The 16015-nt window shown below is 52.7% G+C and carries 12 protein-coding genes; 4 read left to right on the forward strand and 8 right to left on the reverse strand.

Features of this window, described 5'->3' with window-relative positions; translation table 11 throughout:
• Positions 1–22: 22 nt before the first annotated feature.
• From wecA to trxA, 3 genes are all read right to left on the reverse strand, one after another.
• Entirely contained in the window at positions 23–1108 is a 1086-nt protein-coding gene (gene wecA / locus ABIC79_RS23040; RefSeq protein ID WP_015690588.1) for a UDP-N-acetylglucosamine--undecaprenyl-phosphate N-acetylglucosaminephosphotransferase, read from the reverse strand.
• A 287-nt stretch (positions 1109–1395) separates the two neighbouring features.
• Positions 1396–2655 carry a transcription termination factor Rho gene (rho, locus tag ABIC79_RS23045; protein WP_013577536.1) on the reverse strand — a complete coding sequence of 420 codons (1260 nt, stop codon included), beginning with the start codon at positions 2653–2655 and terminating at the stop codon, positions 1396–1398.
• A gap of 415 nt (positions 2656–3070) precedes the next feature.
• On the reverse strand, positions 3071–3397 hold the full coding sequence (gene trxA / locus ABIC79_RS23050) for a thioredoxin TrxA (RefSeq protein ID WP_013577537.1): 327 nt from the start codon (positions 3395–3397) through the stop codon (positions 3071–3073).
• A 117-nt stretch (positions 3398–3514) separates the two neighbouring features.
• Between trxA and rhlB the strand changes: the two genes are divergently transcribed.
• Both rhlB and gppA read left to right on the forward strand, forming a co-directional pair.
• Entirely contained in the window at positions 3515–4807 is a 1293-nt protein-coding gene (rhlB, locus tag ABIC79_RS23055) for an ATP-dependent RNA helicase RhlB (RefSeq protein WP_013577538.1), read from the forward strand.
• A gap of 6 nt (positions 4808–4813) precedes the next feature.
• The gene (gene gppA / locus ABIC79_RS23060; RefSeq protein ID WP_013577539.1) at positions 4814–6304 is read left to right on the forward strand and encodes a guanosine-5'-triphosphate,3'-diphosphate diphosphatase; all 1491 of its coding nucleotides are present in this window, start codon (positions 4814–4816) and stop codon (positions 6302–6304) included.
• 77 nt (positions 6305–6381) lie between these two features.
• Here gppA and rep read toward each other — a convergent pair whose 3' ends face one another.
• The gene (gene rep, locus ABIC79_RS23065; protein WP_013577540.1) at positions 6382–8406 is read right to left on the reverse strand and encodes a DNA helicase Rep; all 2025 of its coding nucleotides are present in this window, start codon (positions 8404–8406) and stop codon (positions 6382–6384) included.
• Between the two features lie 175 nt (positions 8407–8581).
• Here rep and ppiC point away from each other — a divergent pair, with 175 nt between their 5' ends.
• Positions 8582–8863 (forward strand): peptidylprolyl isomerase PpiC, encoded by a 282-nt coding sequence (ppiC, locus tag ABIC79_RS23070; protein WP_015690589.1) that lies wholly within the window; start codon positions 8582–8584, stop codon positions 8861–8863.
• An 89-nt stretch (positions 8864–8952) separates the two neighbouring features.
• Here the strand turns inward: ppiC and ilvC are convergent, their stop codons facing one another.
• Positions 8953–10428, reverse strand: a complete 1476-nt coding sequence (gene ilvC / locus ABIC79_RS23075) for a ketol-acid reductoisomerase (RefSeq protein WP_013577542.1) — start codon at positions 10426–10428, stop codon at positions 8953–8955.
• 186 nt (positions 10429–10614) lie between these two features.
• Between ilvC and ilvY the strand changes: the two genes are divergently transcribed.
• The gene (gene ilvY, locus ABIC79_RS23080; protein ID WP_013577543.1) at positions 10615–11496 is read left to right on the forward strand and encodes an HTH-type transcriptional activator IlvY; all 882 of its coding nucleotides are present in this window, start codon (positions 10615–10617) and stop codon (positions 11494–11496) included.
• Between the two features lie 48 nt (positions 11497–11544).
• Here ilvY and ilvA read toward each other — a convergent pair whose 3' ends face one another.
• The 3 genes from ilvA to ABIC79_RS23095 all read right to left on the reverse strand — a co-directional run bounded on the left by ilvA (position 11545) and on the right by ABIC79_RS23095 (position 16009).
• Entirely contained in the window at positions 11545–13089 is a 1545-nt protein-coding gene (gene ilvA / locus ABIC79_RS23085; RefSeq protein ID WP_354568609.1) for a threonine ammonia-lyase, biosynthetic, read from the reverse strand.
• Positions 13090–13094: 5 nt separating this feature from the next.
• Complete coding sequence (ilvD, locus tag ABIC79_RS23090) at positions 13095–14945, reverse strand: dihydroxy-acid dehydratase (RefSeq protein WP_013577545.1); 1851 nt, start codon at positions 14943–14945, stop codon at positions 13095–13097.
• A 134-nt stretch (positions 14946–15079) separates the two neighbouring features.
• Complete coding sequence (locus ABIC79_RS23095) at positions 15080–16009, reverse strand: branched-chain amino acid transaminase (RefSeq protein ID WP_013577546.1); 930 nt, start codon at positions 16007–16009, stop codon at positions 15080–15082.
• Positions 16010–16015 lie beyond the last annotated feature (6 nt).

Genomic DNA, 16015 nt, shown 5'->3' on the forward strand with positions numbered 1-16015 from the left:
ATGCCCTTGCTTAAAAGAGTGATTATTGATTAGAGGAACGGCGCAAACGTCTTTTAACCCGTTTAATAAACCGCGCCACGCGCCAGGCGTGCTTGATGCAAATGCCGTACACCAGGAAGGCAACGAAGAATAAAGCCAGCATTATCCATTCGGGAACAAAACTCAGATGTTCGCCCACCACGCCAATCCCCGCCAGAATGGCGGCAGCGACGGTAATTAAGACGAAAGCCTGGCGAGAAGTAAAACCTGCACGCATGATCAAATGATGAATGTGCTGACGATCCGCTGAGAACGGGCTCATTCCTTTGCGAAGGCGTCGGTACATGATGGCAACCATGTCCATCAGGGGAATAGCGATAAGCCAAAGTGCCGTCACCGGATTCATCGGATGAGATTCACCTTGCGTACTTTGCAGGAGGATCCAGATGACAGTAAACCCTATCAGCGTGCTGCCAGCGTCACCCATAAAGACTTTGTAACGGGGCCCTAAAACACCCAGATTGAGTAAAATATAGGGGATGATCGCGGCAATCATCGCGAAGCACCAGAACGCGAGTTCCATGTGTCCGCTGTCGTACATGATAATGCCTAACGAACCAAAGCTGACACAAGACAAGCCACCCAGTAAGCCATCAATACCGTCGACCATGTTGAAGGCATTAATAGCAGCCCAAACGGCAAACAGGGTGACAAGATAGCCAAACGGGCCTAATACCATTTCCCAGGGACCAATCAGATGTCCGAGGCTGCGAAGGGTGAGGTTAGCAAAACTCATCATCGCAACAGCGACCACAGCCTGAACCATCGCCCGGGTTTTGACACTGATATCGAAACGGTCATCCAGACCACCGACTAATACCAGTAGTCCGGCGCAGGCAAGGTAAAGATAGCCATGGGGGATGGTATAACTGGTGATCAGAAAGGCAAAGCAAACGCCAGCAAATACAGAGATCCCACCCACCAGTGGGATCAGTCCCTGGTGACGCTTACGAAAATTTGGCTTATCAACAAGTCCGATTTTATTCGCTACCTTCCGGGCAACGAATAAAAAGAGGAATGAAAATACGAAAACAACAGCTAGCTCAGTACTCATATTGAGTAAATTCACAGTTAAGAATTCTCTTCTGCAAAAATAAGGTGTGTGGAGTCGAAAGCATCATAAACCTCACAGCCTTAAATCATATCCTATGGTGGCAGTTATGGTTTTGTCTCGGGCAAGACCTTATCTGCTGCCATTTCTTGGGCAATCAACCGACAAAGTAAAGAAAGGGCACGTGGAAAACCATCAGCTATTATCCGAATAGTCTGACAATCTTCCCAAAGTAGCATTATGGTAGCCACCAAAAGCAAAAAACGCCACGACTGTGCGTGGCGTTGATCTGACGTTACACCAAATTACGAACGTTTCATCATGTCGAAGAAGTCGTCATTTGTCTTAGTCATTGCAAGCTTGTTGATGAGGAATTCCATCGCATCAATCTCACCCATCGGATGAATGATTTTACGCAGGATCCACATTTTTTGCAGTTCTTCAGAAGTGGTCAACAGCTCTTCTTTACGGGTACCAGAGCGGTTGTAGTCGATGGCAGGGAATACACGTTTTTCAGCGATTTTACGCGCCAGATGTAATTCCATGTTGCCGGTACCTTTAAATTCTTCATAGATAACTTCATCCATTTTAGAACCGGTATCGACCAGCGCAGTAGCGATGATGGTCAGGCTGCCGCCCTCTTCCACGTTACGCGCAGCACCGAAGAAACGTTTTGGACGGTGCAAGGCGTTGGCGTCCACACCACCGGTCAGTACCTTGCCTGAAGCCGGTACCACGGTATTGTAAGCACGTGCCAGGCGGGTAATGGAGTCCAGCAGAATGATCACATCTTTCTTATGCTCAACCAGACGCTTCGCCTTCTCGATCACCATTTCGGCGACCTGAACGTGTCGGGATGCCGGTTCGTCAAAGGTGGAAGCGATAACTTCGCCTTTCACCAGACGCTGCATCTCGGTCACTTCTTCCGGACGTTCATCAATCAGCAGAACCATCAGTACGCAATCAGGATGGTTATACGCAATGCTGGTCGCGATGTTTTGCAGCAGCATGGTTTTACCGGCTTTCGGCGGCGCAACAATCAGACCACGTTGGCCACGGCCAATTGGAGACGCTAAGTCCAGTACGCGAGCGGTCAAATCTTCTGTTGAACCGTTACCCCGTTCCATACGCAGACGTGAATTTGCGTGCAGAGGGGTTAAGTTTTCAAACAGGATTTTGCTGCGGGCGTTTTCTGGTTTGTCGTAGTTAACTTCGTTAACTTTCAACAGGGCAAAATAACGTTCACCTTCTTTAGGTGGGCGGATTTTACCGGAAATGGTGTCGCCAGTACGAAGGTTGAAGCGGCGGATTTGGCTTGGAGATACGTAGATGTCGTCGGGGCCTGCGAGGTAGGAACTGTCTCCGGAGCGGAGGAAACCAAATCCATCCTGCAATATCTCCAGTACGCCATCACCGAAGATGTCTTCTCCGCTTTTCGCATGCTGCTTCAATATTGAAAAGATAATGTCTTGCTTGCGCATGCGGGCCTGGTTTTCCAGTCCCATATTTTCGCCGAGTGCAATCAGGTCAGAGACCGGCGTATTCTTTAATTCGGTAAGATTCATAATGGTGGGTTCTTAAACTCGGGGTATGTCTCGAACATCTGTCGTGAATGGGTATGGCAGGGTCATCCATGCCTGTTTATTGTATGACACTTAAATAACAGCCCGGAAATCCAGCCGCAGGTAGTCGCTCGCGGGCGATTCTTGAGGGATAGTGCTGATATTGAAGGTGTCTTAAAGCCGATTTTGTCAAAACCGTTAGATGGTCAAGCACAGTGCCAGTTCAATTTAATTATTATTCAAAGAAACTTTATAGGCAGATGTTTTTGACACAACAGAGTAAAACGTAAGAATCAAACTACAGGTAAGCTCTATTTGCAGTAAGCGTAAACTTAGCACGCTTCTTGACAGGCGTCTAGCGGACAATGTGAAAAACACGACAGCCCGCTAAACACCTGGCTTGGGTCATCCCGACCGATTACAGATTAGCTGTTAAGAACTCTTTCAGCTGACCTTTCGACAGTGCGCCAACTTTAGTTGCTGCGACTTCGCCGCCTTTAAATAACAGCAGGGTAGGAATACCACGGATGCCGTATTTAGGTGCAGTACCTGGGTTTTCGTCGATATTCAGTTTCGCGATGGTCAGCTTGCCTTCGAACTCAGTGGCAATTTCATCCAGAATTGGAGCGATCATCTTACATGGTCCGCACCACTCTGCCCAAAAATCGACCAGCACCAGCCCTTCGGCTTTCAATACGTCGTTGTCGAAACTGTCATCGGTCAGGTGAATAATTTTATCGCTCATGTTTACTCCAAAGGATTATCTTTACCTTGTTGATGTAGCATTAACCAACATCAGGTTGACTTTATTTCACCGGATACGCTTTCGTAAAGCAATAGTTAGCTGATATTCTACCACACTATGAGCAAAACACACTTGACCGAACAGAAGTTTTCCGACTTCGCCCTGCACCCGCTGGCAGTAGAAGCCCTTGAAAAGAAAGGGTTCCATTACTGTACTCCTATTCAGGCATTGGCATTGCCAATCACGCTCGCTGGGCGTGATGTTGCAGGTCAGGCGCAAACCGGTACCGGCAAGACGCTGGCTTTTTTAGCGTCTACTTTCCATTATCTGCTTTCTCACCCTGCTGCGGAAGGTCGTCAGACTAACCAGCCGCGTGCCTTGATCATGGCACCTACGCGTGAACTCGCGGTGCAGATTCACTCCGACGCCGAAGCATTATCTGAATCTACCGGGCTGAAATTAGGTCTGGCGTATGGCGGCGACGGTTACGACAAACAGCTTAAAGTGCTGGAAAGCGGCGTGGACATCCTGATCGGAACCACCGGCCGTTTAATCGATTACACTAAACAGAACCACATCGACCTGGGCGCGATCCAGGTGGTGGTACTGGATGAAGCAGACCGTATGTTCGATCTGGGCTTCATCAAAGATATCCGCTGGTTGTTCCGCCGGATGCCTCCTGCTAATCAACGCCTGAACATGCTGTTCTCAGCAACGCTTTCCTATCGTGTGAAAGAACTGGCGTTCGAAAACATGAATAATGCCGAGTCGATTGAGATCGAACCGGAACAAAAAACGGGCCACCGTATTCAGGAAGAGCTGTTCTATCCTTCAAATGAAGAAAAAATGCGCCTGTTACAGACGCTGATTGAAGAGGAATGGCCGGATCGTTGCATTATTTTTGCAAACACCAAACACCGTTGTGAAGATGTCTGGGGCCATCTGGCTGCCGACGGACACCGCGTCGGTTTGCTGACCGGTGACGTCCCGCAGAAAAAACGCCTTCGCGTTCTGGAAGACTTCACTAAAGGCACGCTGGATATTCTGGTTGCGACCGACGTTGCTGCCCGTGGTTTGCACATTCCTGCCGTGACACACGTCTTTAACTATGACTTGCCTGACGACTGTGAAGACTACGTGCATCGCATTGGTCGTACCGGCCGTGCGGGTCTGAGTGGTCATTCCATCAGCCTGGCGTGTGAAGAATATGCCCTGAATCTGCCCGCGATTGAAACCTATACCGGCCACAGCATTCCGGTGAGTAAATACAACAGCGATGCGCTGTTAACTGATTTGCCTCCTGCAAAACGTCTTGCCCGCTCGCGCACCGGTAACGGCCCGCGCCGCAACAGTAATTCGTCTTCACGTCGCAGCAGTGCACCACGTAGCAACCGTAAACGTCCGGGCTGATAACCTATGTTAAGTTCCACCTCACTGTATGCAGCGATTGATCTGGGCTCTAACAGCTTTCACATGCTGGTTGTTCGTGAGGTGGCAGGCAGTATCCAGACCCTCGCCAGAATTAAGCGCAAAGTGCGTCTGGCAGCCGGTCTGGATAAACAAAACCTGCTTTCTCAGGAAGCGATGCAGCGTGGCTGGCAATGTCTGAAACTATTTTCTGAAAGATTGCAGGATATCCCGCGCGACCAAATTCGTGTGGTTGCCACCGCAACGCTGCGTCTTGCCAGCAATGCCGATGAGTTTCTGGGTAAAGCTCAGGCAATTCTCGGTTGCCCGATTCAGGTCATTACCGGTGAAGAAGAAGCACGTCTGATTTATCACGGCGTTGCTCACACCACGGGCGGGCCAGATAAACGTCTGGTGGTCGATATTGGTGGTGGCAGCACCGAACTGGTGACCGGCATTGGGGCTCAGGCCACCACGCTTTATAGCCTTTCGATGGGCTGCGTCACCTGGCTCGAGCAGTATTTTGCAGATCGAAATCTGGCAAAAGAAAACTTTGATCAGGCTGAACAGGCTGCGACCGACATGATCCTTCCTGTGGCACCTGAGCTGATTGCCAATGGCTGGCAGATTTGTGTCGGCGCTTCAGGTACCGTGCAAGCCTTGCAGGAAATCATGGTCGCTCAGGGCATGGATGAACGCATCACTCTGCCTAAACTTCAACAGCTCAAACAGCGCGCCATTCAGTGCGGCAAGCTGGAAGAACTGGAGATTGAAGGTCTGACCCTTGAACGTGCGCTGGTTTTCCCGAGCGGACTGTCTATTCTGATCGCCATTTTCAAAACGCTGAACATCGAGATGATGACACTGGCGGGTGGTGCACTGCGTGAAGGTCTGGTTTACGGCATGCTGCATTTGCCGATCGAGCAGGATATCCGTCAGCGTACGCTACGTAATCTGCAACGCCGTTATCTGCTGGATAACGAGCAGGCCGAGCGCGTGGCGCAACTGGCCGAGAACTTTTCGCTGCAGGTGGCTCAGGAATGGAAGCTGGATGCCCGTGCCCGTGAATTGCTCAACAGTGCCTGCCTGATCCACGAAATTGGTCTGAGTGTCGATTTCAAGAAAGCACCGCATCACGCAGCCTATCTGATCCGTCATCTGGATTTACCGGGTTTCACGCCGGCGCAGAAAAAACTGCTGGCGACGTTACTGCAAAACCAGAACAACATGCTCGATTTACCGTTGCTCAATGAGCAAAACGCCGTGCCGCCGCGTCAGGCACAACGTCTTTGTCGTATTCTGCGCCTGGCGATTATATTTGCCAGCCGTCGTCGCGACGACACACTGCCGGCTGTGCGTTTACGTGCTAATGATGATGAACTGAGTGTGATTGTGCCGCAGGGTTGGCTGGAACAGCATCCTTTGCGCGCTGAAGAATTAGAGCAGGAAAGCCACTGGCAAAGTTATGTCCACTGGCCGCTGTTTGTCGAAGAACAGTGATGAGCAGTTGTAAAACGTTAGAAAAGCAGAGACCTGATTCATCAGCCTCTGCTTTTTTAATGGCTCATGTTTAATGCCTAATTGCCGCCTTTCGCTTTCGCCAGTTGCTCGCGAATTTTCTCCAGATGGCTTTGCCCTTTCACCATGCGTTCCTGCGCACTTACCACTTTACGTTCGCTTTCCCAGGCCAGGTCATCCTGCGGTAACTCCAGCAGGAAGCGGCTCGGTTCCGGACGGATCAGCTCGCCGTACTGACGGCGTTCGCGACAGAGTGTAAACGTCAGCTCTTTTTGTGCCCGGGTAATCCCCACATAAGCCAGACGCCGCTCTTCATCCACGTTGTCTTCATCGATACTGCTCTGATGCGGCAGCAAACCTTCTTCCATACCGACCAGATACACATACGGGAACTCCAGCCCTTTCGAAGCATGCAGCGTCATCAGCTGAACCTGGTCCAGCTCTTCGTCGTTCTCACCGCGTTCCATCATGTCACGCAGCGTGAAGCGGGTGACCACCTGCGTGAGCGTCATTGGCTCATCCAGATCGGTACCCTCAAGCATTTCCGTCATCCAGCTGAACAGCTGATTAACGTTTTTCATGCGCATTTCAGCCGCTTTCGGGCTTGGCGAGGTTTCAAACAGCCAGCTTTCATAGTCAACGCCGTGGATCAAATCCCGGACAGCCGCAACCGGCTCACGTTCGGCCAGCTCAGAGATATTGCCCATCCAGTGCGTGAAACGTTGCAGGGATTCCAGCCCGCGTCCGGTCAGAGACTGGCTCAGCCCCATATCAAAACTGGCTTTGAACAGCCCTTTGTTGCGCTGATTGGCCCACTCCCCCAGTTTCTGCAGGGTGGCCGCGCCGATTTCACGACGTGGCGTGTTAACGATGCGCAGGAATGCGCTGTCGTCGTCCGGATTGGTCAGCACACGCAAATAGGCCAGCAGATCTTTAATCTCCGGTCGGGAGAAGAAGGACGTGCCGCCGGAAATCCGGTACGGGATGCGGTTTTGCATCAGCATTTTTTCAAACAAACGCGACTGGTGGTTACCACGGTACAAAATCGCGTAATCGCCATAAGCGGTTTTGTTGATGAAATGATGAGCAATTAGCTCACCGACCACCCGCTCGGATTCATGATCTTCATTATTCGCCGTCACGACCTTCAGCGTTTCGCCATAAGCCAGTTCAGAGAACAAGCGCTTCTCGAACACATGCGGATTATTGGCAATCAGAATGTTGGCAGCTTTCAGAATACGCTGGGTGGAACGGTAATTTTGCTCAAGTTTGATGACCTGTAACTGCGGGAAGTCTTCTTTCAGCAGCACCAGGTTTTGCGGTCGAGCACCGCGCCAGGAGTAAATCGACTGGTCATCGTCACCAACAACGGTGAAACGTGCGCGGTTGCCAACCAGCAATTTCACCATCATGTACTGGCTGGTGTTAGTGTCCTGATATTCATCGACCAGCAGATAACGCAACTTGTTCTGCCAGCGTTCACGCACTTCTTCATTACTTTGCAGCAGTAACGTAGGCAACAGGATCAGGTCATCGAAGTCGAGAATATTACACGCGCGCATATGATCGTGATAAAGGCTGTAGCAGTGCGCAAAGATTTGATCACGTTCAGATCGCGCCAGCCCGGCGGCATGCGAAGGATCAACCAGATCGTTTTTCCAGTTGGAGATCGTGGAAACCAGCTGCTGCAATAATGTTTTATCGTTCTCCAGCCATTTTTCGCTCAGCTCTTTCAGCAGCGCCAGCTGGTCCTGATCATCAAATAAAGAGAAGTTAGATTTCATCCCCAGGGCAGCAAATTCGCGTTTGATGATTTCCAGCCCGAGCGTGTGGAACGTTGCAATAAGCAAGCCCCGCGCTTCTTTGCGACCGAGGGTTTGTGCAACACGCTCTTTCATTTCACGCGCGGCTTTATTGGTAAAGGTGACAGCCGCAATGTGACGTGCCTGATAGCCACATTCACGGATCAGGTGTGCGATTTTATTGGTAATTACACGGGTTTTACCGGAGCCAGCCCCCGCCAGAACCAGGCAGGGTCCGGTGACGAATTCGACGGCGTGTTGTTGGCTGGGGTTTAATCGCATGGCGTATTTTTGCTCACCTGATAGACAAGGACGGCGATTGTAGCAGAAACATCGCCTGAGATTGACAGGCTTTAAGGCGCAATTTGTGATGTATGGAATGCAGGCCGGATTCCCCCCGCAGTGTTTCAGATGTTACATTACGCCTCTGGAAACACTCTCGCAAAAAGGTCTTATCATGGCAAAAACTGCCGCAGCAATGCATATCCTGGTAAAGGAAGAAGCACAGGCACTTGATCTTCTGGAACAACTGAAGAACGGTGGCGATTTTGAGAAACTGGCTAAAAAACATTCCACCTGTCCGTCAGGCAAGAAAGGCGGCCATTTAGGTGAATTCAAGCAAGGCGCAATGGTGCCAGCTTTCGATAAAGTGGTTTTCTCTGCGCCGCTGATCGAGCCACAGGGCCCGCTGCACACTCAGTTCGGTTACCACATCATTAAGATTTTGTACCGCAACTAAGTTCTGCCTCAGACAGAACCAAAAGAAAGGGCACCGCATTTTCATGCAGTGCCCTTTTTATTTCTATTTCATACCTGAGGGTTAATGAATTAACTCGCTACAGCAATGCGTTTCATATCGGTCATATAGCCACGCAGGGTGCGGCCGATGGACTCAATCGGGTGATTGCGAATCGCTTCGTTAACATCGCGCAGCTGCGCGTTATCAACCTGAGTTTCGGCAACTGATTTGCCCAAATCGCCTGCCTGCAGAGTGGTCATGAACTCTTTCAGCAACGGTACGGCAGCGTTAGCGAACAGGTAGTTACCGTATTCAGCCGTATCGGAGATTACCACGTTCATTTCGTACAGACGCTTACGTGCAACGGTGTTGGCGATCAGCGGCAGTTCGTGCAGTGATTCGTAGTAAGCAGATTCTTCGATGATGCCGGAAGCTACCATGGTTTCGAAAGCCAGCTCAACACCTGCTTTCACCATCGCAATCATCACAACACCGTGGTCGAAGTATTCCTGCTCGGAGATTTTACCTTCGAACTGTGGCGCGTTTTCGAATGCGGTTGCGCCCGTCTCTTCACGCCACGTCAGCAGTTTCTTATCGTCGTTCGCCCAGTCAGCCATCATGCCGCTGGAGAATTCGCCAGAGATGATGTCGTCCATGTGTTTCTGGAACAGCGGCGCCATGATCTCTTTCAGTTGTTCAGACAGCGCATAAGCACGCAGTTTCGCCGGGTTAGACAGACGGTCCATCATCAGCGTGATGCCGCCTTGTTTCAGCGCTTCGGTGATGGTTTCCCAGCCGAACTGCAGCAGTTTTTCTGCGTAGGCTTCGTCAACGCCGTCAGCAACCAGTTTGTCGAAGCACAGCAGAGAACCCGCCTGCAACATGCCGCACAGGATAGTCTGCTCGCCCATCAGGTCAGATTTCACTTCGGCAACGAAGGAAGATTGCAGAACACCTGCACGATGGCCGCCGGTTGCTGCTGCCCAGGCTTTAGCGATCGCCATGCCTTCGCCTTTCGGGTCGTTTTCCGGGTGAACGGCGATCAGTGTTGGTACACCGAAACCACGTTTGTATTCTTCACGCACTTCGGTACCCGGGCATTTCGGCGCAACCATCACCACGGTGATGTCTTTACGGATTTGCTCGCCCACTTCAACGATGTTGAAACCGTGGGAATAGCCCAGTGTTGCGCCGTCTTTCATCAGAGGCTGAACCGCTTTTACTACTGCGCTGTGCTGTTTGTCTGGTGTCAGGTTGATAACCAGATCTGCCTGCGGGATCAGTTCTTCGTAGGTACCGACTTTAAAGCCGTTTTCGGTCGCTTTACGCCATGAAGCACGCTTCTCAGCAATCGCTTCTGCACGCAGGGTGTAGGACACATCCAGACCGGAATCACGCATGTTCAGCCCCTGGTTCAGGCCCTGTGCGCCACAGCCTACAATCACCACTTTTTTACCTTTGAGGTAGCTGGCTTCGTCCGCGAATTCATCGCGACCCATAAAGCGGCATTTGCCCAGTTGTGCCAGCTGCTGACGCAGGTTCAGTGTGTTGAAATAGTTAGCCATGTCTTGCTCCGTTCTATCGAGGTAAGTGCTGTTATTTTTTGTTTCACCGGTGAGCCGGTGAACGCCGTGAATTCACTATATGTCATGTGACACATTGCTTAAATTGATATATTACGAAGATGACGTTGCAAATTATGCAATATACTTAGCCTGTCATCTGTGAAACCAAAGAGCCGGATATTCTTTATGGACTTACGTGATCTGAAACTGTTTTTACATCTGGCGGAAAGTCGCCATTTTGGCCGTTCGTCGAAGGCGATGCATGTCAGCCCGTCCACGTTGTCACGCCAGATCCAGCGGCTGGAAGAAGAACTCGGCCAGCCGTTATTTCAGCGTGATAACCGCACCGTGCAACTGACCAGTGCCGGTGAACAACTCAAAAACTTTGCCCAGCAGACGCTGCTGCATTACCAGCAACTGCGCAGCGGGCTGGATCAGCATGGCCCGACGCTGAGCGGCGAACTGCACCTGTTCTGCTCGGTGACGGCCGCCTACAGCCATTTGCCGCCAATCCTTGACCGCTTCCGTGCGCAGCATCCGCTGGTCGAAATCAAACTCACCACCGGCGACGCTGCGGATGCGGTTGAAAAAGTCCAGTCCACCGAAGCGGATCTGGCGATTGCCGGACGTCCGGAAAGTTTGCCGGGCAGCGTCGATTTCACGCAGATCGGCGAAATCCCGATGATCCTGATTTCTCCTTCCCTGCCCTGCGCCGTCCGCACCCAGGTCAGTGAGCCGCATCCGGACTGGTCACAAATTCCGTTCATCCTGCCGGAACATGGCCCGGCGCGAAAACGCATTGACGTCTGGTTCAAACGCAACCGCCTGAGCAATCCGCTGATTTATGCCACGGTATCCGGCCACGAAGCGATTGTATCGATGGTCGCGCTCGGCTGCGGCATCGCGCTGATCCCGTCCGTGGTGGTCGATAACAGCCCGGAACCGGTACGCAACCGTATTTCCATTCTGGATAACATCACGCTCGGCGCGCCGCTGGAACTGGGCGTCTGCGTGCAAAGAAAACGCCTTAGCGAGCCACTGATCGACGCGTTCTGGCAGTTGCTCTGAACGTTTACAGAATAAAAAAGGGGCACTTTTCAGATGCCCCGTTTAGTTTTAGCCCGCCAGGAAGAAGCGGAACGCCGGATTATCACTTTCGTTGTGACAGTCATAACCCAGCGCCGACAGGTTCTGCTCGAACTCCGGCTCTTCTTCGTTCAGCTCAAATGCGGCCAGCACACGACCGAAATCGGTACCGTGACTGCGGTAATGGAACAGCGAAATATTCCAGTGCGCGCCCAGCGTATGCAGGAATTTCAGCAAAGCCCCTGGAGATTCCGGGAATTCAAAGCTGTAAAGCCGCTCGCGCAGAGGTTTGGTCGGACGCCCGCCCACCATGTAACGCACATGAAGTTTCGCCATTTCATCGTCGGACAGATCCACAACCTGATAACCGTCGTGATTCAGTTCGTCGATAATTTCCTGACGCTCAGCGTGACCGCGCGTCAGACGCACGCCCACAAAAATGCAGGCGTTGTCGGCATCGGCATAACGGTAGTTGAACTCTGTCACCGAACGGCCACCCAGCAACTGGCAAAACTTCAGGAAACTGCCTTTGCGCTCAGGAATGGTCACCGCCAGCAGCGCTTCGCGTTGCTCGCCCAGTTCACAGCGTTCCGACACATAACGCAGACCGTGGAAATTCACGTTCGCGCCGGAAAGCACATGCGCCAGTCGTTCGCCCTGAATATTGTGCTGCTGCACGTATTTCTTCAGTCCTGCCAGCGCCAGCGCACCGGAAGGTTCAGCAATCGCACGCACGTCTTCGAACAAGTCTTTCACCGCGGCACAAATTGAATCGCTGTCGACGGTGATGACGTCATCAAGATATTCGCGACACAGGCGGAACGTTTCGTTGCCGATACGTTTCACCGCCACGCCTTCTGCGAACAAACCCACACGCGCCAGGTCGACCGGTTCACCGGCGTCCATTGCCGCGCGCAGACAGGCAGAATCTTCGGCTTCAACACCGATGACCTGAATCTGCGGCATCAGTTGTTTGATCAGCACGGCGACACCAGCGGCCAGACCGCCACCGCCGACAGGCACGAATACGCGGTCGAGATGCGCATCCTGTTGCAGCAACTCCATGGCCAGCGTGCCCTGCCCGGCAATCACCGCCGGATGATCAAATGGCGGCACAAAAGTCATGCCCTGTTCCTGCGACAGCGTGATCGCTTTGGCTTTCGCCTCATCGAAATTCGCGCCATGCAGCAACACTTCACCGCCAAAGTTACGCACGGCATCCACTTTGATGTCCGCTGTGGCAACCGGCATCACAATCAGAGATTTGATGCCTTTTTTGGTCGCCGACAATGCAACGCCCTGCGCGTGATTTCCCGCGGACGCAGTGATAACGCCACGCGCAGCCTGTTCTTCCGTCAGGCTGGCGATCATCGAATAGGCACCGCGCAGTTTAAAACTGTGGACGGCCTGACGATCCTCCCTCTTCACCAGAATGGTGTTACCCAACCGGGAAGAGATCTTTTCCATGACCTGCAAAGGCGTAACCTGTGCGACTTCATAAACCGGCGCACGCAGCACGGCACGCAGGTATTCTGCGCCGCACGGCTGGTCGGGTAGAGGTTGTGATACCGCCATGACTGTCAGCCTCCCAGCTTAGACTTGTCGCGCACTGCGCCTTTGTCCGCGCTGGTTGCCAGCAATGCGTAAGCACGCAGCGCCAGAGAAACCACACGTTCACGGTTTTTCGGCGTCCAGGCTTTGTCGCCACGTGCCAGTTCAGCTTCGTGACGCGCCGCCAGTTCTGCCGCAGGCACATCCAGCACCATGCTACGGTTCGGAATGTCGATATCGATGATGTCGCCATCTTCCACCAACGCAATCAGGCCGCCGCTGCCCGCTTCCGGAGAAACGTGGCCGATAGACAGACCGGATGTGCCGCCGGAGAAACGACCATCGGTAATCAGCGCGCACTCTTTGCCGAGACCCATGGATTTCAGGTAAGTGGTCGGATACAGCATTTCCTGCATGCCCGGCCCGCCTTTCGGCCCTTCGTAACGAATCACAACAACGTCGCCGGAAACCACTTTGCCGCCGAGAATCGCTTCAACTGCGCTGTCCTGGCTTTCGTACACTTTTGCCGGACCACGGAAAGTCAGGTTGGATTTATCCACGCCCGCCGTTTTAACGATACTGCCCGCTTCGGCGATGTTGCCGTAAAGCACGGCCAGACCACCGTCTTTGCTGAACGCATGCTCAAGCGAACGGATACAGCCGTCGGCACGGTCATCATCCAATGTGTCCCAGCGGCAGTCTTGCGAGAACGCCTGCGTGGTGCGGATACCGGCCGGGCCTGCGCGGAACATTTTTTTCACGGCTTCGTCTTTGGTCAGCATGATGTCGTACTGATCCAGCGTCTGGTTCAGGGTCAGGCCAAGAATGTTTTTCACGTCGCGGTTCAGAAGATTGGCGCGATCCAGTTCACCCAGAATCGCCAGCACGCCACCGGCACGGTGAACGTCTTCCATGTGGTATTTCTGAGTGCTTGGCGCGACTTTACACAGGTGCGGGACTTTGCGTGACAGACGGTCGATGTCGGTCATGTCGAAGTCGATTTCGCCTTCCTGCGCGGCAGCCAGCAGGTGAAGAACGGTGTTAGTCGAGCCGCCCATCGCGATATCCAGGATCATGGCGTTTTCGAATGCCGCTTTGCTGGCGATGTTGCGCGGCAATGCGCTTTCATCGTCTTTTTCGTAATAACGTTTGGTCAACTCAACGATGCGGCGACCGGCGTTAAGGAACAAATCGCGGCGATCGGCGTGAGTAGCCAGCAATGAACCGTTACCCGGCTGAGAAAGGCCCAGCGCTTCGGTCAGACAGTTCATGGAGTTGGCGGTAAACATACCGGAACAGGAGCCGCAGGTCGGACAGGCAGAACGTTCGATTTGTTCGCTGTCGGCATCACTGACGTTCGGGTTTGCGCCCTGAATCATCGCATCGACCAGGTCGAGTTTGATGATTTTGTCAGACAGTTTGGTTTTACCGGCTTCCATCGGACCACCGGAAACGAAGATCACCGGAATATTCAGGCGCAGTGACGCCATCAGCATTCCCGGGGTGATTTTGTCGCAGTTGGAAATACACACCATGGCATCAGCGCAGTGCGCGTTAACCATGTATTCCACCGAGTCAGCAATCAGTTCGCGTGAAGGCAATGAATACAGCATGCCGCCATGCCCCATGGCGATCCCGTCATCCACAGCGATAGTGTTGAATTCTTTCGCCACGCCGCCAGACGCTTCGATTTGCTCGGCAACCAGCTTACCCAAATCGCGCAGATGCACGTGGCCCGGCACGAACTGGGTGAATGAGTTGACGACGGCAATAATGGGCTTACCAAAATCGTTATCCGTCATGCCGGTAGCGCGCCATAATGCGCGGGCGCCAGCCATGTTGCGGCCGTGTGTCGTGGTGTGGGAACGGTACTTAGGCATGCTCTGTTCACTCCAAATCATTTCTGTTTAGCAGGCAGCGATATCGCCACCTGCTGAATTTCTTATTTACCCTGAATCATTCGGGTTGCACCAGGCAGCGAACGCGGAGGCGGCCTGAAGGATGACGGGTAAAATTATTGTGGGTTGATTGGATCCAGCCAACCCCATTTATCTTCGGTTTTGCCGGTGAACAGGCCGAAGAATGCATCCTGAATTTGTTTGGTCACCGGACCACGTTTACCGATACCGACCTGAATGCCGTCAACGCTGCGCACCGGGGTGATTTCTGCAGCGGTACCGGACATGAAGACTTCGTCTGCCAGATACAGGGATTCACGGGACAGAACTTGCTCACGCACTTCAAGACCCAGGTCTTTTGCCAGTTTAATAATAGCGTCACGGGTGATACCTGGCAGGGCAGAAGAGGTAAATGGCGGTGTGAACAGAATGCCTTCTTTCACTTCAAACAGGTTTTCGCCAGCGCCTTCAGACACATAGCCGTGAATGTCCAGCGCGATACCTTCCTGATAACCGTGACGACGTGCTTCGCTGCCGACCAGCAGGGAGGACAGGTAGTTACCACCGGCTTTCGCAGCGGTTGGAATGGTGTTTGCAGCAACGCGGTTCCATGAAGACACCATCGCGTCGATACCCTGCTCCAGCGCTTCTTCACCCAGATACGCGCCCCACGGGAAGGCGGCGATGATCACATCAGTTTTGTAGCCGTCCGGCGGATTAACGCCCATACCCACATCGCCGACAAACACCAGCGGACGGATATACGCGCTGACCAGATTGTTTTTGCGCAGGGTTTCGCGGCAAGCTTCCATCAGCTCGTCCACGCTCTGGGAAACAGGCATACGGTAAATTTTTGCGGAATCGCGCAGACGCTGCATATGTTCACGGTGACGGAATACGACCGGGCCTTTATGGGAGTCGTAGCAACGCACGCCTTCGAAAACGGAAGTGCCGTAATGCAGTGCGTGTGACATGACATGGACTTTAGCTTCTGCCCACGGAACCATCTCGCCGTTGAACCAAATGTAATCAGCTTTCTTCGTCATTCTCTC

It is taken from the genome of Rahnella sp. 2050 (assembly GCF_040544515.1).
GTDB lineage: Bacteria > Pseudomonadota > Gammaproteobacteria > Enterobacterales > Enterobacteriaceae > Rahnella > Rahnella aceris.

What these genes read in the sequence shown, in the direction of transcription:
- rho (WP_013577536.1), bottom strand. Translation starts at nt 2,655, where the DNA reads ATGAATCTTACCGAATTAAAGAATACGCCGGTCTCTGACCTGATTGCA.
- trxA (WP_013577537.1), bottom strand. Translation starts at nt 3,397, where the DNA reads ATGAGCGATAAAATTATTCACCTGACCGATGACAGTTTCGACAACGAC.
- rhlB (WP_013577538.1), top strand. Translation starts at nt 3,515, where the DNA reads ATGAGCAAAACACACTTGACCGAACAGAAGTTTTCCGACTTCGCCCTG.
- gppA (WP_013577539.1), top strand. Translation starts at nt 4,814, where the DNA reads ATGTTAAGTTCCACCTCACTGTATGCAGCGATTGATCTGGGCTCTAAC.
- rep (WP_013577540.1), bottom strand. Translation starts at nt 8,406, where the DNA reads ATGCGATTAAACCCCAGCCAACAACACGCCGTCGAATTCGTCACCGGA.
- ppiC (WP_015690589.1), top strand. Translation starts at nt 8,582, where the DNA reads ATGGCAAAAACTGCCGCAGCAATGCATATCCTGGTAAAGGAAGAAGCA.
- ilvC (WP_013577542.1), bottom strand. Translation starts at nt 10,428, where the DNA reads ATGGCTAACTATTTCAACACACTGAACCTGCGTCAGCAGCTGGCACAA.
- ilvY (WP_013577543.1), top strand. Translation starts at nt 10,615, where the DNA reads ATGGACTTACGTGATCTGAAACTGTTTTTACATCTGGCGGAAAGTCGC.
- ilvA (WP_354568609.1), bottom strand. Translation starts at nt 13,089, where the DNA reads ATGGCGGTATCACAACCTCTACCCGACCAGCCGTGCGGCGCAGAATAC.
- ilvD (WP_013577545.1), bottom strand. Translation starts at nt 14,945, where the DNA reads ATGCCTAAGTACCGTTCCCACACCACGACACACGGCCGCAACATGGCT.
- ABIC79_RS23095 (WP_013577546.1), bottom strand. Translation starts at nt 16,009, where the DNA reads ATGACGAAGAAAGCTGATTACATTTGGTTCAACGGCGAGATGGTTCCG.